The sequence below is a fragment of the Pseudomonas petroselini genome (assembly GCF_045037875.1).
Taxonomy (GTDB): Bacteria; Pseudomonadota; Gammaproteobacteria; order Pseudomonadales; family Pseudomonadaceae; genus Aquipseudomonas; species Aquipseudomonas petroselini.
This window is the reverse complement of sequence record NZ_CP173614.1, coordinates 1,078,422-1,096,492: the sequence shown is the minus strand read 5'-3', so window position 1 is coordinate 1,096,492 and position 18,071 is coordinate 1,078,422. Positions and strand designations below refer to the sequence as shown.

Sequence of the window (18,071 nt, the reverse complement as noted above, 5' to 3'; positions counted from 1 at the left end):
TCTTCAGTGCAAATTGGGTAATGCGGTGTCTTTGAGCACCTGGGCAGCCGCCGCAATGTCCGGCGCCAGCCAGCGGTCCTGTTCATAGGCCGGCACCACTTCACGCAACAGGCGCCAGGCGCGGTCGGTGCCCACGCCGAAGTGCTGGTCTTTCAAAAATTCGAACGCCTGGGCCGCCAGCAAATACTCGATGGCGAGGATCTGAGTGACGTTGGCCAATACCTGATGCAGCTTGAGTGCGGCATTGGTGCCCATGCTCAGGTGGTCTTCCTGCAGGCCCGAGGTGACGAAGTTGTCGAGCACCGCCGGTTGCGCCAGTTGGCGGTTTTGCCCACACAGTGAAGCGGCGACGTACTGCACAATCATCATCCCGGAGTTGACCCCGGGGTTGCTCACCAGGAACGCCGGCAGGCCGCTGACGTGCGGGTTGATCAGGCGATCCAGGCGGCGTTCGGCCACTGAGCCGATTTCAGCCATGGCAATCGCCAGCATGTCCGCCGCCAACGCCACGGATTGCCCATGCGGGTTGGCCTGGGACACCACGCGATAGTTGTCCGGTGTGCCGAGCACCAACGGGTTATCGGTGGCGCTGTTGAGTTCGGTCTCGATTTGACGGGTGGCGTGCGCCACCTGGTCGCGCGCCGCGCCGTGGATCTGTGGGATCGAGCGGATGCTCAGGGCGTCCTGGGTGCGAATGCCTTTGCTGCTGGCGATCACTTCGCTGCCATCGAGCAAGGCGCGCAGGTTCATCCCCACGTGCTGCATGCCAGGGTGCGGCTTGAGCGCGATGATTTCTTCATCGAACGCATCGATCTGCCCGCGCTGGGCTTCGAAACTCATGGCGCCGATCACGTCGGCCCATTGCAGCAAGTGATGCGCATCAGCCAGGGCCAGGCAGCTCAGGCCGGTCATGCACGGCGTGCCGTTGACCAGGCACAGGCCGTCCTTGGCACCGAGCACCACCGGCTGCAAGCCTTCCGCACTTAATGCCTCTTGAGCGGGAACGATCTGACCGCGGTAACTCACATTACCCACACCCAGCAAGGCCACGCCGACGTGGGCCATATGGGTCAGGTAACCCACTGAGCCCTGGGACGGCACTTGCGGCGTGATGCCGTGGTTGAGCAGCGCCAGCAGCGAGTGCACCACTTGCGGATGCAGGCCGGATTTGCCATGGCTGTAGTTGATGATGGCCGCGCAGATGATTGCGCGGGTCTGCTCGTCGCTCAATGCCGGGCCGACGCCGCAGGCATGGCTGAGCAAGGTGTTGCGCGACAGCTGGCTGAGTTGCTCGCCCTTGAGCGACACATTGCACAACGCGCCCAGGCCGGTGTTCACGCCATAGGCGCGCTCACCGCGGGTGACGATGCGCTGCACGATGGCCTGGGCGTTATCGATGCGCGCCCAGGCCTGGCCCGAGAGCTCGAGCACCGCGCCGTGGCGGGCGACGGCGACTACGTCCTGCCAGCGCAATGGCGTATCGGCGAGGGTGATTGTTGTTGCCTGGGACATCTTCGTACTCTCTTCAATTCTTGTGCAGCCTTACCGGCCCTATCAGGGGCAAGCCCCCTCCCACCTTTGATCGGGTTAACACAGGGCCAATGTGGGAGGGGCTTGCCCCCGACAAGGCCATCAGCCTCACCAACAAATCCAGGTCAGACCACCGCCGCCCGTCGCTGAACAAACCGATCCACATACTCATCCGCCGGCGAATGCAGGATCTCCCGAGGCGTGCCGACTTGGATCAGCTTGCCGTCCTTGAGGATCGCAATGCGGTTGCCGATGCGCACGGCCTCGTCGAGGTCGTGGGTGATAAATACGATGGTTTTGTGCAGGGTCTTTTGCAGCTCCAGCAACTGGTCCTGCATCTCGGCGCGGATCAGCGGGTCGAGGGCGCTGAAGGCTTCGTCCATCAGGATGATGTCGGTGTCGGCCGCCAGTGCGCGAGCCAGGCCCACACGCTGGCGCATGCCGCCGGAAAGCTGGTGCGGGTATTTGTTTTCGTAGCCCTTGAGGCCCACGGTTTCGATCCAGTGCAGGGCGCGTTCGGCGCACACCTGCTTGGTTTCACCACGCACCTTGAGGCCGTAGGCGACGTTGTCGAGCACGCTCTTGTGGGGCAGCAGGCCGAAGCTCTGGAACACCATGCTGATCTTGTGCCGACGGAATTGGCGCAGGGCTTCCATGTCCAGTTGCAGGATGTCTTCGCCGTCCACCAAGATCGCGCCGCTGGTCGGGTCGATCAAGCGATTGAAGTGGCGCACCAAGGTGGATTTGCCCGAGCCCGACAGGCCCATGATCACGAAGATCTCACCGGTGCCGATGCTCAGGGACAGGTCATTCACGCCGACCACGCAGCCGGTCTCGGCCAGGACCTGATCCTTGGTCTTGCCCTGGCCAACCAGCGCCAGCGCTTCCTTGGAGCGGTTACCGAAGATCTTGAAGACGTTTTTGACTTCGATTTTGCTGACAGTAGTCATTTGCTCGCCTCGTGTCGTGGACGACCATAGGCCTGGGTAATGCGGTCGATGACCACGGCGAGAATCACGATCGCCAGCCCGGCTTCGAGGCCTCGGCCAACGTTGAGGGTCTGGATGCCGACGAGCACGTCTTCACCCAAGCCACGGGCGCCGATCATCGAGGCGATCACCACCATCGACAGCGCCATCATGGTGGTCTGGTTGATACCGGCCATGATGCTCGGCAACGCCAGCGGCAGCTGCACGCCGAACAGTTGCTGCCAGCGGTTGGCACCAAAGGCGTTGATCGCTTCCATGACTTCGCCGTCAACTTGGCGAATGCCCAGGTCGGTGAGGCGGATCAGCGGCGGCGCGGCGTAGATCACCGTGGCAAAAATCGCCGGGACCTTGCCCAGGCCGAACAGCATCAGCACCGGGATCAGGTACACGAAGCTGGGCATGGTCTGCATGATGTCGAGCAACGGCATCAGCACCGAACGCAGGCGATTGCTGCGCGCCGACAGAATGCCCAACGGAATGCCAATCAGCACCGAGATCACCGTGGCGACCATCATCAGCGCCAGGGTTTGCATCAGCTTGTCCCACAGGCCAACCGCGCCCACCAGGAACAGCAAACCGACGATCACCGCCGTGGTCACCACCTTGCGGGTGGCGTGCCAGGCAACCGCGCCGACGATGGCCAGCATCAGCCACCAGGGGGCTGCGCGCAGCAACCCTTCCAGGTTGACGATGGCCCATAGCAGGGTGTCGGAGATGTGCCGGAACACATCACCGTAGTTGGTGACCAGTGAGTCCACCCAACCGTTGACCCAGTCGGCGATGGAAAACGTAAAACTCTCAGGAAACATAGCGTGCTCTCGATCCAGTGGGTTGTGGCCAGGCGCCCGGCTGCCCCTCAGGGTAGCCGGGCACGCTTGACCTACAAGGCCGCGTCGATTTTCTTGGCTGCGTCTTCACTCACCCAGGCGTGCCAGACTTCAGGATGTTCCTTGAGGAAAATTTTCGCCAGTTTCGGCGACTCAATTCGCTCCTTGGCCATGCGACCCAGGTTCTGGTTCAGCAGGTCGATGGGCAGGTTGACCTTTTCCAGCACGGCCACCAATTCCGGGGCTTGCTCGTGGAAAGCCTTGGACAGGCCAACCTTGATGCTCACGCTTTTATCCACACCGGGTTTTTCTTCCAGCTTGACCAGGTCGACCTGGCCCATCAGCGGCGTGGGCGACCAGTAGTAAAACAGGATCGGCTCGCCGCGCTTGTAGCTCGACAGCACCGCCGCATCCAGCGCCGGGCCGGTGCCTGGGCGGAAGTTGGTGTAGGTGCTTTCCAGGCCGTAGCTCTTCAGCATTTCGCTGTTGTCCAGCTCGCAGGTCCAGCCGGCCGGGCAGTTGTAGAAGCGGCCCTTGGACGGCTCTTCCTGGTCCTTGAACACCGAGGCGTATTTGGCCAGGTCGGCGATATTTTTCAGGTCCGGGGCCTTGGGTTCCAACTTGCGCTTGGCGTCGCCTTCGATCACGTAGCGCGGCACGTACCAGCCCTCGATGGCGCCGACAATCGGGGCACCAACGCCGACGACTTTGCCGGCCTTCTCGGCCTTGTTCCAGACTTCACTGCGGCCGACCCATTCTTCGGCAAACACTTGGATATCGTTGCTGCTCAGGGCGTTTTCCATCGTGATGGAGTTGCCCGGCAGGCTGTCGGTTTTGCAGTCGTAGCCTTTTTCCAGCACGGTTTGCAGGATGTCGGTGAGCAACATGCCGCTTTCCCAGTTCAGGCCGGCAAATTTCACCGGTTTGCCGGATTCGCACCAACCGGCCGCCTGGGCGCCAGCGCTGGCCAGCAAACCTGCAGAGAGCAAGGTGGCCAGCAGGGTCTTATGCATTTTCATTGTTGTGACGCTCCCAATCTTGAAATGGATTACGGCAGTCAGTAGGCATCCTGCCCTGTCCACGTCCCATCAGGCTTGTGCGGCCAGCCCGTTTGTTGTTGGTGTAGCGCCCTGCTCTACCGGCAGGATCAGGTGATCGGGCACTGTGCCGTGCCATTTTTTCGCACACAGGTAATACAGGGCTGCAGGCAGTACCAGACCGATGATCCAGGAAATGTCCACGTCACCCAGCGCGGCCACCAAGGGGCCGGTGTAGAACTTGGTGGAGATGAACGGCAATTGCACCAGCACGCCGAACACATAGACGCTGATACCGAGCAGGTTCCAGCGGCCGTAGCGACCGTTCGGGTCGGCCAGCGCCGGCACGTCATAACGCTCGCGAGTGATGCAGTAGTAGTCCACCAGGTTGATCGCACTCCAGGGCGTAAAGAACGCCAGCAGGAACAGGATGAAAGACTTGAACGCACCGAGGAACGAGTGCTGGCCGAGCAACGCGATCAGGGTCGCGGTACCGACGATGACCAACACGAACACCAGGCGTTGCAGGCGCGTGACCTCGAGGCGGCCACGGAAGCCGCTGATGATGGTCGCAATGCACATGAAGCTGCCGTAGGAGTTCAGCGTAGAGATGGTGACCTTGCCGAACGCGATGCTGAAGTACAGCAGCGCCGCGGTGGCACCGGTACCGCTCAAACCCACGATGTAGGCCACTTCGTGACCGGCGAACTGCCCGTTGGACATGGCCGCGGCAAACACGCCGAGGACCATCGCCACCTGCGCGCCAATGACCGAACCGGCGCCGGCGGCGAGGAAGGTTTTCACCGAAGACGTCGCGCTCGGCAGGTAGCGTGAATAGTCCGCCACGTAAGGGCCGAAAGCGATCTGCCAGGAGGCCGCGAGCGACACCGCCAGCAGGAAGCTGCTCCAGCTGAAGTGGCGGATTTGCAGGAGGGCGCCAACGTCGGTCTGGCTCACCAGGCGACTGAACAGGTAGACAAAGGCAATCACGCCAATGACGCTGGCGACGCGGCCGATGAAATGGATCACCCGGTAACCCAGCACGGTGACCAGCACAATGACACTGGCGAAGATCAGGATGCCGACGCTGTCACTGACCCCAAACAACTGGCCCAGCGCCTGGCCGGAAAGCACGGTGCCGGTGGCGGTGAAACCGAGGTACATCAGGCACACCAGCACGATCGGGATGGCCGCGCCGTACACGCCGAACTGAACCCGGCTGGAGATCATCTGCGGCAGGCCAAGCTTGGGACCTTGCGCCGCATGCAGCGCCATGACACCACCGCCGATGAGTTGACCGATCAGCAGACCGATCAACGACCAGAACACATCACCGCCCAGCACCACGGCCAGGGCCCCGGTGACAATCGCGGTGATTTGCAGGTTGGCGCCCATCCATAGGGTGAACTGGCTCAACAGACGACCGTGTCTTTCCACTTCCGGGATGTAGTCGATCGAACGCCTTTCGATCAACGGGGTGGTGTCATTTGCAGCCATGTTGTTCAACCTCTGATGGATTGTTTTCTGGTTCACTGCAGATCAAATGTGGGAGGGGGCTTGCCCCCTCCCCCCTGGGTTACTTGATCATCGGCAGGTTCAGGCCCTGTTCCTTGGCGCAGTCGATCGCGATCTGGTAGCCGGCATCGGCGTGACGCATCACCCCGGTGGCCGGGTCGTTGTGCAGTACGCGCGCGATCCGCTCAGCCGCTTCGTCGGTACCGTCGCAGACGATCACCATGCCGGAGTGCTGGGAGAAGCCCATGCCCACGCCGCCGCCGTGGTGCAGCGAGACCCAGGTCGCGCCGCTGGCGGTGTTGAGCAAGGCGTTGAGCAGCGGCCAGTCGGACACAGCGTCGGAGCCGTCCTGCATGGCTTCGGTTTCGCGGTTCGGGCTGGCGACCGAGCCGGAGTCCAGGTGGTCACGGCCGATCACGACCGGGGCCGACAGCTCGCCGCTGCGCACCATTTCGTTGAACGCCAGGCCGAGCTTGGCGCGCTGGCCCAGGCCAACCCAGCAGATACGCGCCGGCAGGCCCTGGAAGCTGATGCGTTCGCGGGCCATGTCCAGCCAGTTGTGCAGGTGAGCGTCGTCCGGGATCAGCTCTTTGACTTTGGCGTCGGTCTTGTAGATGTCTTGCGGGTCGCCGGACAGAGCCGCCCAACGGAACGGGCCGACGCCACGGCAGAACAGTGGACGGATGTAGGCCGGTACGAAGCCTGGGAAGTCGAAGGCGTTTTCCACGCCTTCTTCCTGGGCCATCTGGCGGATGTTGTTGCCGTAGTCGAAGGTCGGGATGCCTTGTTTCTGGAACGCGAGCATGGCTTTGACGTGCACGGCCATCGATTGCTTGGCGGCCTTGATCACGGCGGCGGGCTCGGTCTTGGCGCGGGCGCGGTATTCGTCCCAGGTCCAGCCGGCCGGCAGGTAGCCGTTGAGTGGGTCGTGGGCGCTGGTCTGGTCGGTGACCATGTCCGGGCGTACGCCACGCTTGACCAGTTCCGGCAGGATTTCCGCCGCGTTACCCAGCAGGGCAATGGAGATGGCCTTGCCTTCCTGGGTGTATTTGGCGATGCGCGCCAGGGCGTCGTCGAGGTCGGTGGCTTGTTCGTCGACGTAACGGCTGTTCAGGCGGAAATCGATGCTGACCTGCTGGCACTCGATGTTCAGCGAGCACGCACCGGCCAGGGTTGCAGCCAACGGCTGGGCACCGCCCATGCCGCCGAGACCGGCAGTGAGCACCCAACGGCCCTTGAGGTTTGAATCGTAGTGCTGGCGACCGGCTTCGACGAAGGTTTCATAGGTGCCCTGGACGATGCCTTGGCTGCCGATGTAGATCCAGCTGCCGGCGGTCATCTGGCCGTACATGGCCAGGCCCTTGGCATCCAGTTCGTTGAAGTGTTCCCAGCTCGCCCAGTGCGGCACTAGGTTGGAGTTAGCGATCAGAACACGCGGGGCATTGCTGTGGGTTTTGAACACACCGACCGGTTTACCGGATTGCACCAGCAGGGTTTCGTCGTCGTTCAGGTGGGTGAGGCTCTCGACGATCTGGTCGTAGCACTCCCAGTTACGTGCCGCACGGCCGATACCGCCGTACACCACCAATTCTTTTGGGTTCTCGGCCACTTGCGGGTCGAGGTTGTTCATCAGCATGCGCAGCGGCGCTTCAGTCAGCCAGCTTTTGGCGGTGAGCTTGTTACCGTGGGCGGCACGGATTTCGACGTCACGGTATTTTGTAGGCTTGGTCACAGCTAGGACTCCTCGGCGATCGATGCGCATGCTTGGTGGGTGCGAAGACGACTCTTACGCACACATCTTTACTTGTACATACAAGCATATGCAATCGAGCGGCCAACTTTCTGGGCGAGGTGTTTGGATTTTTTTGGAAAATGCGTGCAAGCCTTGGAAATTAAGGCTTCAAGGCATGATGAAATTTCTTAAGAGGGAGATTTAAGGCGAGGGAGGTTTGTCACCAGAGCGAGGTTTTGCGCCACGCTGGGGCATTCGGTAACAAATTGGTGCGAGGACTGGAAACAGATTATGTAAACAGCGCAAAAACAAATGTGGGAGGGGGCTTGCCCCCGATGGCGGTGGATCAGTCGGTGCATCTATGACTGAAACACTGCTATCGGGGGCAAGCCCCCTCCCACATTTTTTAACCGCGTTGGGTCAGTTCAATGATGCAGCAACGGCCAGTGACCGAGATATCCAGCAAGCCAACGTTACCGTCCACTTGCAGGCAATCGTGATGGCCGAGTTTCTCGCCCAACACCTTCACTTCATCCGCCACGCTGAACACCAACACCGTCTGCGCCGTGCTGAAAAACCGCTGCACGCCATCCACCCACTGCAACCGCGCGTGGTAACGCTCTGGCGCATAGATCAGGTTGAAATCGCGGATCGGCCCCGTGATCAATCGGCAGGACACCTGGCTGTCACCCTTGAACGCGAAGGGTTGCAGCGGTAACAACCCGCGCTGCTCTTCACCATCAACGGTCAACACCATGCCGGCGCCTTGGATCACAGTGATCACGCGCTGGTAGCCGGCGAAGCTGGAAAACCCGCCCGACTCACCAATATCGGCAATCGACAGGCGCCAGCCAAAACCCTCCAGGCCGGTGCCTGCATCACGGGTGATTTCTTCGGTACTGCCACCGCCGTTTTTCCACGGCATGCGCACGTAATCGACGGCGCGCCAGACGCTTATTGCACTCATTTACTGAAACGTCCTTCCAAGCTATGACGGGAACCGGGGTGGATCAAACGCGCGGCAGTCACCGGCTGACGGCCAGACCAAGTGCGCCTGCGAATCAACAGGCATGGCTCGGTAGGCTCGATCTGCAGCAACTTGCATTCGGCGGCGTCGGCGAGGATGGCTTCAACCACGTGCTCACCTTCGGTCAGCGGCGCCACTTGGTTCAAATAGGCATAGGGCGTCTGCTGGGTGAAATCCTGCTGCAGGTATTCCGGCGCGACCAAGGCGTTGACGAAGCGGTCTTCGATTTGCACGGGGATATCGTTTTCGAAATGCACGATCAGCGAGTGGAACACCCGACCGCCTTCGCGCATTTCCAGGGCGACAGCGCGCTCGGAACCGGCGGCCTCTTCACCCAGAGTGATGACCTGGCACGTATGGCGATGACCGCGAGAGGCGATCTCATCGGCAATGTTGTGCACTTCGAAGAGCGCGGATTGGCTCTTGGGCTCGGCGACGAAGGTGCCCACCCCTTGCATACGCACCAGCAGACCTTCGGCGGTGAGCTCGCGCAGGGCGCGGTTGATGGTCATGCGACTGAAACCCAGCTGGCTGACCAGTTCACTCTCCGACGGCACGCGGTAATGGGGCGGCCAGTTGCCGTTGAGGATCTGCTGGCTGATCATCTGTTTGACACGGGCATACAAGGGCGCCGGACTTTCGTCCATGTGGGCAGCCAGTGGAGACTTGGCGGGCGGAGTCGGCACAGGGAATCCTTGCAGGGGGAAAAGATGCATAGATTGCCGGAGTTTACCGAGCAGGCAAACGTCTGTATATGTATATACAAATAAACACACGACCGGGGTGCCTTGATCATGTCCGCTTTCTTTGCCGAACGCGCGCTGCTGCCTAATGGATGGGCCAATGATGTACGTCTTGAAGTCAGCGCCGATGGGCTGCTGACACAGGTTGAGGCCAATGCCAGCGCAGAGGGTGCCGAACGGCTGAGAGGCCCGGTATTGGCGGGCATGCCGAACCTGCACTCCCATGCATTCCAACGTGCCATGGCCGGTTTGGCCGAAGTCGCCGGCAACCCGAATGACAGTTTCTGGACCTGGCGCGACCTGATGTACCGCATGGTGGGCAAGATCAGCCCGGATCAATTGCAGGTGATCGCGCGCCAGCTGTACATCGAGATGCTCAAGGCCGGCTACACGTCCGTGGCCGAGTTTCACTATGTGCACCATGACGTCAGCGGCCAGCCGTATGCCGACCGCACGGAACTGTCGCGCCAGATCAGCCAGGCAGCGGCCAGCAGCGGGATCGGCCTGACGCTGGTGCCGGTGCTCTACACCCATTCCGGTTTTGGCGGCCAGGCACCCAATGAGGGCCAGCGCCGGTTTATCAACAGCACTGAACACTACCTGGACCTGCAAGCACGCCTGCGGCCGGTCCTCGCGGCGCAACCGGCGCAGCAATTGGGCCTGTGCTTCCACTCGTTGCGCGCGGTCACGCCACAGCAAATCAGTGACGTGCTGGCCGCCAGCGACAAGGCGTGCCCCGTGCATATCCACATCGCCGAACAACAGAAAGAAGTCGACGACTGCCTGGCCTGGAGCGGCAAGCGCCCGCTGCAATGGCTCTATGACAATGTCGACATCGATGAACGCTGGTGCCTGGTGCACGCCACGCATGCCGACGCAGACGAAGTGACACGGATGGCCAAGAGCCGCGCCATTGCCGGCTTGTGCCTGACCACCGAGGCCAACCTGGGTGACGGGATTTTCCCGGCGGTGGACTACCTCGCCCAGGGCGGACGCATGGGCATCGGTTCCGACAGCCATGTATCACTGAGCGTGGTGGAAGAACTGCGTTGGCTGGAATATGGGCAGCGCTTGCGTGATCAACGGCGCAATCGCTTGTATCGCAGCGATCAACCGATGGTCGGCCGCACGCTGTTTGATGCCGCCCTGGACGGTGGTGCCCAGGCATTGGGACAACCGATTGGTCAGTTGGCAGTGGGTAAGCGTGCGGATTGGATTGTGCTGGACGGTAACGACCCTTACCTGGCGACAGCGACAGAGGACGGGATTCTCAATCGCTGGCTGTTCGCAGGCGGTGATCGGCAAGTGCGTGATGTGCTGGTCAACGGCAAGTGGGTGGTGCGGGACGGGCATCATGCCGGCGAGGAAGAAAGCGGCCGTGCGTTCACGCAGGTCTTGAGGGATTTGCTGGGCTAACCGGCAACCCATAACCCATGCGGGAGGGGGCTTGCTCCCGATGGCGGTGTATCAGTTTCAGACGTGCTGACTGACACATTGCAATCGGGAGCAAGCCCCCTCCCACATTGGATTGGCGCTGATCCAGGGTTACTGCGAGGTCTTCGCCATCTGCTTGTCCGACGTGCGCCAGATCAGCCGTGTGGTGTCATACCCCTGCTGCCGCGCCCTGCTCAGCAGGTCTTCGCGGGTGTCCGCATTGACCGTCGGCGTGCGCGACAAGATCCACATGTAACGCCGGCTCGGGCTGCCGACAATCGCGGTCTTGTAGTCATCGCTGACGTACAGCACCCAGTAATCGCCCTTGGCAACGCCGGGCAACAGGGCGGTAAACCAGTTATTGAATTCCACCCAGAGCTTGTCGGTCTTGCCCGGCACTTGCGGCGTGGCCGTGCCCTTGGCTTCTTCCCACTTCCATTCGGTCGTCAGGCAGCGGTTGAACACCGACATATCACCATCCGGCAGCAGCGTGTAGCGCGCCTCGGACTGTGCGCAGTTGCGTTGGAAGTACATCGGCAATCGCGCCAACTCATACCAGGTGCCCTGGTAACGCTTGAGGTTGACGTTGTTCGCGGTCTTGGGTTGCAGATCATCGCCAGAATGGCTGGCGCAGCCCGCCAAAAACAGGCTGGCGCAAAGGAACAAAACAAAACGGATCATTCTTCTTCTCCCGCAGGCTTTCGCCCCGGTTTACTTCAGGCCTTGCCCGGAAAACATCAGAACCTTGTCACCGGCATATTGAACGCTGATAAAGCTGTTTTTATCGCCCCAAGTGCAACTGGACATGCCCAGTGCGCCGGAACAATCAGTCGGCTTGCCCAGCAACGACTCGACCTCTGTCTTGGCCATGCCAGCCGACAATTTTTGATAATTTTCTTGGTTGACCTTGCTGCAAGCGGCCAACAGCACGCAAAAAGCCAGCAGGGAGAGACGGCGTAACGACATGGAAAAACTCCTGGAGGGACTGAGCAGCATGGGGGTCTGCCAGAAGCTTAGAAGGGAAAAGAGGTTTCTGGTTCCCGATGAGCAAAAACAAAAAAGCCCCGAAAACGCTGAAACGTTTCGGGGCTTCTTCAAGGGTGAACCGGCTCACAACAATGCCGATCACTTATCGCGAAGACTTACTTCTTGTGGTAGGCCGTCACGCGCTCAACTTCTTCCTTGGAACCCAAGAACACCGCCACACGCTGGTGCAGGCCTTCGGGCTGGATGTCGAGGATACGCTGGTGGCCATCGGTGGACGCGCCGCCGGCTTGCTCGACCAGGAAGGACATTGGGTTGGCTTCGTACATCAGGCGCAGTTTGCCTGGCTTGGACGGCTCGCGGCTGTCACGTGGGTACATGAACAAGCCACCACGCGTCAGGATACGGTGCACGTCAGCCACCATCGCGGCGACCCAACGCATGTTGAAGTTCTTCTTCAACGGGCCTTCTTCGCCCGCCATCAACTCGCCCACGTAACGCGTGACCGGCTCTTCCCAGTGGCGCTGGTTGGACATGTTGATCGCAAATTCCTGGGTGGATGCAGGAATGGTGATGTCTTCGTGGGTCAGTACGAAGCTGCCCATTTCGCGGTCCAGGGTGAAGCCTTTGACGCCGTCGCCCAGGGTCAGCACCAGCATGGTCTGCGGGCCGTAGATGGCGTAACCGGCAGCCACCTGCTCGGTGCCTGGCTGCAGGAAGGCCTTTTCGTTCAGGGCTTCGTTCTGGCTCAGGTATTCGTTCGGGCAACGCAGTACCGAGAAGATGGTGCCAACCGGTGCGTTGATGTCGATGTTGGACGAGCCGTCCAGTGGGTCGAACACCAGCAGGTACGCGCCTTTCGGGTATTTGCCCGGGATCTGGTAGGCATTGTCCATTTCTTCGGACGCCATGCCGGCCAGGTGACCGCCCCATTCGTTGGCTTCGAGCAGGATCTCGTTGGAGATGACGTCGAGCTTCTTCTGCACTTCGCCTTGCACGTTTTCAGTGCCCATGCTGCCCAGGACACCACCCAGTGCGCCTTTGGACACGGCGTGGCTGATTTCCTTGCAGGCACGCGCCACCACTTCGATAAGGAAGCGCAGATCGGCAGGCGTGTTGTTGCTGCGGGTCTGCTCAATCAAATAGCGACTCAAGGTAACGCGGGACATGGAAGGCTCCGGAGAATGGGGGGCTAAAAACCCGCGCAGTTTAGCGCGAGTCGGGGCGTATTTCCTCCTATCAGAGGATTTAAACCCAATAGAGTTCATGGACTTTATTTAACGTGCCACCGGCGGCTTGCGCAGCAAACTGTAGGCCATGGCGCCCAGTGCCGCCACGCCGAGCAGCAGCACGGCCCAGAGGCCGAGCTTTTTCCAGTCCGTCCCGGCCTCGACAGCAGCGGCGGTGGGAGGTGACGTGACCACCACTTCCCCGACGACCTTGGCCTGCCCCACTGTCTTGAGACGCTCAGCGTTGTAGTCCGGGATCAGGGTGGAAAGCGGAAGGTTCGCCGCCTTGGCTGACGCACTCCCCAGCGCCAGCGTAAACGGCGGCTCACCCCGAGCCAGGAACACCAACTGCGTGGCGCGCACCGCAAAACGCAGCGCTGGGGCTTCAACGCCCAGGCCACCGCCGCGTTCATCCACCTGCAATTTCAGCTCGGCAACCGGTTGGCCCGGCAGCTGCAGTTCATCCTGCACCACGTCTTTGCCATTCTGGGTCAGGCGATACAGCAAACCGTTGCTCAGCGGCTGCCACGCCTGTTTGCTGTCCCTGCGCCCCGCCAACGTCACGGGCGCCAACGTGTTGGGTTGCTTCAACTCGATGCGCAGCCGCTCGATACTCAGCCCCATGGGCAACTGCCAACTGTATTCACCGGCCTTGAGCCGCGTGCCTGCCAACGGCTGCGACCAGACCCATGGCAGCGGCAAGCTGCTACTGGTCGCGCTCACCAGCTTGGCCGAGGTCAGCAACGGTGCCGCCTGGCCTTGCCAGACCAGCCGCAAGTAACGCGCCGGTTGCCCAGGCAGGCTCACGTCATGCTGCTCGACCCGTTCGTCGGCGAACGACAAGCGCGCCACCTGACCATCGCCCCAGGCGTCCCAGTGCTGCAAGTCATCACTGGCTTCAATGCTGAAACGCTGGAAGCCCTCCTGCTCGCGGCTCCAGTCCAGGCTCAGTTGCTGCAGCGGCGCCTTGATTGCACTGGCGTCCAGCACCCAGCCACGCAACACTTGCTTGCCGGGTTTCGTCGCGGTGGACGGCTTGATTTCAACCAGGGTGCCTGCGGTAGTGGCCTTCATCACCACGTCGGGCAAGGCTTGCTGGGTGTCGGCGGCGTACAGCGGGAACCACTTAACGTCGGTGACGTTGCGGCTTTCGGTGCGCTGCGAGGACTGACGCGATAACGCATAGGCTTGCGGCTCGCCGGCAGCGTTGAATACCCGCACATCGCTGAGATCAGCCTGGCGCGCATTCAATTGCACGGCCAGCGGCAGTTCCAGGCGATACCAGGGCCCGCTGCCGCTGATGCTCAGTGGCACCTGGGTGGTGAAGTCGGCGGGCGTTTCCTGCGCCCACACTGACAAGGCCGTACACAAGCCGACCACGACCACGCTCAACTTACCGATCAAGAGGATGCTCCTTCAGTTTCCAACGCAGGTTCGGCACGCTTGGGCGGCAGCGGTGCAAAGTAACCCACCACCAGCAACAACCCACCCACACCGATAAACGACACGATCCGCGCAAGGCCGCCGCGGTTGCTCAGTTCGACAAAGAACAGCTTGGCCACCACCACCGCAATCAACGCCGCGCCGATCAGCCACACTTCACGACGATGGCGCAGGTGACCGCCGATCATCAGGCCGAGGGCGATCAAGGTCCAGACGATCGACAGGCCTGCCTGTACCAGCATGGACTCAAGCAACGCGTCCAAGTGAAACGGCACGCCGCCCCAATGATGGGCGGTGCGCATCACCAGCGCGGTAAAGAACGCAAACAGCGAGACGCCCGCGACACCCTGGGCGATCAGCTCGGCGCGCGGCCCGCGCTGTGGCGCCACACTGCGGGACCACAGGTACACACCCAGCAGCGCGAACAACAGGCCCAGGTCCAGCGGGTTGATCAGCGGCACATAGGGCAGCGGCTTGGCCGTGCCGTCGCTGAAGCTGTTCGCCAGCCAGAACCAGCCGAGCATCAGCACCGCCAATGGCAAGGCCGCCAACACTCGATATTCCTTTGGATACGCCGCCACCGGCCATGGCCAATTGCGCGGCGCAGCAGCCAGCACGAGATACAGGCTTGGCAGAATCGCCCACCCCAGCCAGCGCCAGGCGTTGTATTCGGCCGACAGCCTCAGCAGACCGTAGCGCAACTCCAGCGCCAACATACCGATCAGCATCCAGCAGCCCAGCACGTGGGCCACGCTCAGCGCCTTGGCGGGAGCGATCGCCGCCAAACGCCGCAGCGAGATGAAATGCACAGCAAACACCGCCGGCCATGCCAGCCAGCCGTACTGCGCCGCCGGGTGGTAATAGGTATGCGCGCGCACCAGCAACACCACGCCCACCGCCGGCATCAGCAACGTGCACAGTGTGCCCAGCGACGCCCAGTTCAGACGCGACGCCAGCAGCATCCAGATCGCCACGCTGATCGCCGCGCCGCCCAGCAGGAACGCGCCCTGCAATTCCTGTGGGATAAAGCGCAACACTTCGCTGACCAGCGCCAACGTCCACCACGCCGCGCCCCACACCAACAGCAGGTCGGACAGGCGTTGCAGTTTCAACACGGCAAACACCGGCGCATGCGGTTCACGCTGCAAGCGCCAGGCGCCGACCAGTGCGGCCAGGCCCAGCACCATCGGCGTCCAGAAACCGCTGTGGGCCAGCGGACGCAAACCCTCGCGGGTCAATGGCCCGAGCAATTCGGGTACCGCCAGCAGGAAAGACCCGCCGCCGATCAGTTGCAGCAGCAAGCCGAACACAAAGCTGACGCGTTGTTGCAGGTAAAGGCTCAGCCAGACAATCAACAAACCGCTGGCCGCCCACACGCCGCTGGCGCTTTCCCATGGCAGCACGAACAACACGGCAAGATTGATCAGTACAAGACCCGCCAGCAGCACCACCGACAACCCGCGCAGCAGTCGGACATCGCCGCGCACCCTGTCATCGCGTGCCGCCAGCAGCATGCCGCCGATCAAGGCCAGGCCGATCAGTGAAGCGGTCAACAAACCACTCCAGCCCGCATTGAACACAGCCGCCCCGTCGCCACCTTGCAATCGCAGCAGGAACAACGCGCCGCCCAACAATTGCACGGCGAACGCGGTGAACAAGAAGGTACGCGAGCCGATGCGCAGACCGATGACCAGCGTCATCAGGCCAGCGATGGCCCAACTGATGGCGGTGCCTTGGGTCTGCAACAGCAAGGGCGCGAGCAGGTACAAAAAGCTCAAGCCAAGGCTCGCCAGCACGGGCAGGCCTTTGCGTTCCCAATCCGCCGCCTGCTCGGGCGAAGCCTTACGCAGCTGATCAAAGCTGAACAACAGCGCCGCGCCCAACAGCAACGCCCCCAACGGAGCGCCGTCGAGCAACGCCTGTTCACCGACGCGCAGTTCACTGAGGAACGCCAGCGCCGAGCCCATTTGCAGCAATACGCCAAAGGCCCGCGCCAATGGCCGCTGCTGGCGCAAGCCGAGCCAGAAGATGCCGGCACCTTCCACCGCCCAGGCCGCCGCCGTCCAACGTGCGTCGAGGCCCAGGGGGATCGCCAGGCTGGCAAAGATTACGCCCAAGGCCAGGCAAGTTTCCGCCAGCAGCAAGGCACGCCCGCCGCTCAGCAGTCGGGCCAGGCCCATGTAGAGGATGCCCAGGCCCAAGGCGCTGAACGCTGCGGCAAATTCCAGGTGCTGCACCAGGGCGAACTGCAGGCCGAAGCCCACGAGCGGCGGGCCGAACAGCATGCTGCCGTCGACATAATCACCTTTGGCCGCCGACCAGCGCAGCAGCGCGCCACGGCTGTCATCCTCAGGCGCGTCGCGCAGCTCGAGCAATTTGCGCCGGGCGAACAACAGGCCGATGGCCAGGTACATCAGGAAAAACAGGATCAGGAACGGCTCGGTACTCCACAGCAGTTCCGGTGTGTAGGAACGCATGCCCCAGGCGAAGCCAATACCAAAGGTGCCGACAAAACCGATGAGGTTGAGCAGCCGCCAAGCCTTGAACCAGGCGATGGCAAGAATGCCGGCGTTGAGCAGGGCGAAGTAACTGAACAATGCGACATGGTTACCGGCGCCGGTCGACGTGAGGATCGGTGCAGCAAAACCGCCGAGCGCCGCTGCGCACGCGAGCCCGAGTGCATCCTGGGTAATCGCCAGGATCGCCGAAAACACCGTGACCGCCACCAGCAGCCCAAGCGCCGCGCTCGGATCAATCAGCGGGTGCAAACGCATCGCGGCAAACACCGTGAGGTACAGCACGGCGATACCGGTGCCTTGCAGCATCAAACCGTAATGGCTGTTACGCAGGCGCAGCCACCAGCCCAGGCCGAGCAGGCCCAATGCAGCGGCGGCGACGCCGGCGTAGCGCACCTCGATCGGCACTACCATGCCCTCGGTGGCATAGCGCAGCAGGAAGGCCAGGCCGAGGAACAACAGCACCACGCCGACCCGCAACACGGTATTGCCGCCAAACAGCCAGTTGCGCGCGCCACTGATGGCACGTTCGATCAGGTTGGGGCCACGGGGAATGGCGGGCTCTTGCAGGCGCGGGGTCGGGGCGGGCGTCCAGACATCGTCCGGCAGCGGCTGGCTCGGCTCGGCGACCACCGCGACGGGCGTCAGCTCGGCAGGCAGTTCCCACACCAACTCGGGCGCCTTAGCGACAGGCGTTGGTTGCGCAATAGAGGGTTCAACAAACGCAGTGCTCGCAGGCGTGGGCGTGGGCACTTCCAGTTGCCGCAGGCGCTCACCCAGAGCTATCAGGGATTTCTGCGTGGTTTCCAACTGACGCGCCTGCTGGTCCGCCTGGGCCGACAGCTTCGCCAGGCGAATCGCCTGGCCAATGCCCAACCCCAGCAGCGCACCGATGCCCGCATCACTGAACGACTCATCGAGCGTCCAGCCGAGCACCAGGCCAATCAGCATGAAAATCCATTGCATGGTCGATATTCCCTAGGCAAACCGGCGCTCAGTATATCGACGCGGGCTCAATGTGGGAGGGGGCTTGCCCCCGATAGCGGTGCACCAGTCGACATATCT

The 18,071-nt window shown here is 61.9% G+C and carries 14 protein-coding genes; 1 reads left to right on the top strand and 13 read right to left on the bottom strand.

From position 1 onward, the window contains the following. Positions 1–3 precede the first annotated feature (3 nt). The 8 genes from hutH to hutC all read right to left on the bottom strand — a co-directional run bounded on the left by hutH (position 4) and on the right by hutC (position 9,373). Complete coding sequence (gene hutH, locus ACI512_RS05155) at positions 4–1,512, bottom strand: histidine ammonia-lyase (protein ID WP_064054077.1); 1,509 nt, start codon at positions 1,510–1,512, stop codon at positions 4–6. Positions 1,513–1,655: 143 nt separating this feature from the next. Then, positions 1,656–2,480 (bottom strand): glycine betaine/L-proline ABC transporter ATP-binding protein, encoded by an 825-nt coding sequence (locus ACI512_RS05150; RefSeq protein WP_046034013.1) that lies wholly within the window; start codon positions 2,478–2,480, stop codon positions 1,656–1,658. After that, on the bottom strand, positions 2,477–3,328 hold the full coding sequence (locus tag ACI512_RS05145; RefSeq protein WP_012721776.1) for a proline/glycine betaine ABC transporter permease: 852 nt from the start codon (positions 3,326–3,328) through the stop codon (positions 2,477–2,479). The genes ACI512_RS05150 and ACI512_RS05145 overlap by 4 nt, the downstream gene beginning before the upstream one ends. A gap of 71 nt (positions 3,329–3,399) precedes the next feature. Continuing rightward, on the bottom strand, positions 3,400–4,365 hold the full coding sequence (locus tag ACI512_RS05140; RefSeq protein WP_012721775.1) for an ABC transporter substrate-binding protein: 966 nt from the start codon (positions 4,363–4,365) through the stop codon (positions 3,400–3,402). A gap of 69 nt (positions 4,366–4,434) precedes the next feature. Next, the gene (locus tag ACI512_RS05135) at positions 4,435–5,880 is read right to left on the bottom strand and encodes a cytosine permease (protein WP_012721774.1); all 1,446 of its coding nucleotides are present in this window, start codon (positions 5,878–5,880) and stop codon (positions 4,435–4,437) included. A 79-nt stretch (positions 5,881–5,959) separates the two neighbouring features. After that, positions 5,960–7,630: a urocanate hydratase gene (gene hutU, locus ACI512_RS05130; RefSeq protein ID WP_012721773.1), complete on the bottom strand. Its 1,671-nt coding sequence runs from the start codon at positions 7,628–7,630 to the stop codon at positions 5,960–5,962. A 406-nt stretch (positions 7,631–8,036) separates the two neighbouring features. Then, positions 8,037–8,597, bottom strand: a complete 561-nt coding sequence (locus ACI512_RS05125; RefSeq protein WP_231809397.1) for a HutD family protein — start codon at positions 8,595–8,597, stop codon at positions 8,037–8,039. After that, positions 8,594–9,373, bottom strand: coding sequence for a histidine utilization repressor (gene hutC / locus ACI512_RS05120; RefSeq protein WP_173390376.1), 780 nt, complete (start codon positions 9,371–9,373; stop codon positions 8,594–8,596). Before hutC ends, ACI512_RS05125 begins: the two co-directional genes overlap by 4 nt. 78 nt (positions 9,374–9,451) lie before the next feature. Here hutC and ACI512_RS05115 point away from each other — a divergent pair, with 78 nt between their 5' ends. Next, complete coding sequence (locus tag ACI512_RS05115) at positions 9,452–10,816, top strand: formimidoylglutamate deiminase (protein ID WP_236379323.1); 1,365 nt, start codon at positions 9,452–9,454, stop codon at positions 10,814–10,816. 129 nt (positions 10,817–10,945) lie between these two features. On the opposite strand, the gene ACI512_RS05110 is transcribed toward ACI512_RS05115, so the two are convergent. From ACI512_RS05110 to ACI512_RS05090, 5 genes are all read right to left on the bottom strand, one after another. Then, a complete protein-coding gene (locus ACI512_RS05110) occupies positions 10,946–11,515 on the bottom strand; it encodes a lipocalin family protein (RefSeq protein ID WP_012721769.1) in 570 nt (189 codons plus the stop codon). 30 nt (positions 11,516–11,545) lie between these two features. Continuing rightward, positions 11,546–11,800 carry a hypothetical protein gene (locus tag ACI512_RS05105; protein WP_012721768.1) on the bottom strand — a complete coding sequence of 85 codons (255 nt, stop codon included), beginning with the start codon at positions 11,798–11,800 and terminating at the stop codon, positions 11,546–11,548. 176 nt (positions 11,801–11,976) lie between these two features. Continuing rightward, positions 11,977–12,987: a class 1 fructose-bisphosphatase gene (locus ACI512_RS05100; protein ID WP_003237460.1), complete on the bottom strand. Its 1,011-nt coding sequence runs from the start codon at positions 12,985–12,987 to the stop codon at positions 11,977–11,979. A gap of 108 nt (positions 12,988–13,095) precedes the next feature. Continuing rightward, positions 13,096–14,448 carry a DUF3999 domain-containing protein gene (locus ACI512_RS05095; RefSeq protein WP_236379352.1) on the bottom strand — a complete coding sequence of 451 codons (1,353 nt, stop codon included), beginning with the start codon at positions 14,446–14,448 and terminating at the stop codon, positions 13,096–13,098. Then, on the bottom strand, positions 14,448–17,972 hold the full coding sequence (locus ACI512_RS05090; RefSeq protein WP_405121681.1) for a DUF2339 domain-containing protein: 3,525 nt from the start codon (positions 17,970–17,972) through the stop codon (positions 14,448–14,450). The genes ACI512_RS05095 and ACI512_RS05090 overlap by 1 nt, the downstream gene beginning before the upstream one ends. Positions 17,973–18,071: the final 99 nt, after the last annotated feature.

Bases quoted from the DNA above. Each gene is read 5' to 3' on its own strand.
- hutH (WP_064054077.1), bottom strand. From the start codon at position 1,512: ATGTCCCAGGCAACAACAATCACCCTCGCCGATACGCCATTGCGCTGG.
- ACI512_RS05150 (WP_046034013.1), bottom strand. From the start codon at position 2,480: ATGACTACTGTCAGCAAAATCGAAGTCAAAAACGTCTTCAAGATCTTC.
- ACI512_RS05145 (WP_012721776.1), bottom strand. From the start codon at position 3,328: ATGTTTCCTGAGAGTTTTACGTTTTCCATCGCCGACTGGGTCAACGGT.
- ACI512_RS05140 (WP_012721775.1), bottom strand. From the start codon at position 4,365: ATGAAAATGCATAAGACCCTGCTGGCCACCTTGCTCTCTGCAGGTTTG.
- ACI512_RS05135 (WP_012721774.1), bottom strand. From the start codon at position 5,880: ATGGCTGCAAATGACACCACCCCGTTGATCGAAAGGCGTTCGATCGAC.
- ACI512_RS05125 (WP_231809397.1), bottom strand. From the start codon at position 8,597: ATGAGTGCAATAAGCGTCTGGCGCGCCGTCGATTACGTGCGCATGCCG.
- hutC (WP_173390376.1), bottom strand. From the start codon at position 9,373: ATGCATCTTTTCCCCCTGCAAGGATTCCCTGTGCCGACTCCGCCCGCC.
- ACI512_RS05115 (WP_236379323.1), top strand. From the start codon at position 9,452: ATGTCCGCTTTCTTTGCCGAACGCGCGCTGCTGCCTAATGGATGGGCC.
- ACI512_RS05110 (WP_012721769.1), bottom strand. From the start codon at position 11,515: ATGATCCGTTTTGTTTTGTTCCTTTGCGCCAGCCTGTTTTTGGCGGGC.
- ACI512_RS05105 (WP_012721768.1), bottom strand. From the start codon at position 11,800: ATGTCGTTACGCCGTCTCTCCCTGCTGGCTTTTTGCGTGCTGTTGGCC.
- ACI512_RS05100 (WP_003237460.1), bottom strand. From the start codon at position 12,987: ATGTCCCGCGTTACCTTGAGTCGCTATTTGATTGAGCAGACCCGCAGC.
- ACI512_RS05090 (WP_405121681.1), bottom strand. From the start codon at position 17,972: ATGCAATGGATTTTCATGCTGATTGGCCTGGTGCTCGGCTGGACGCTC.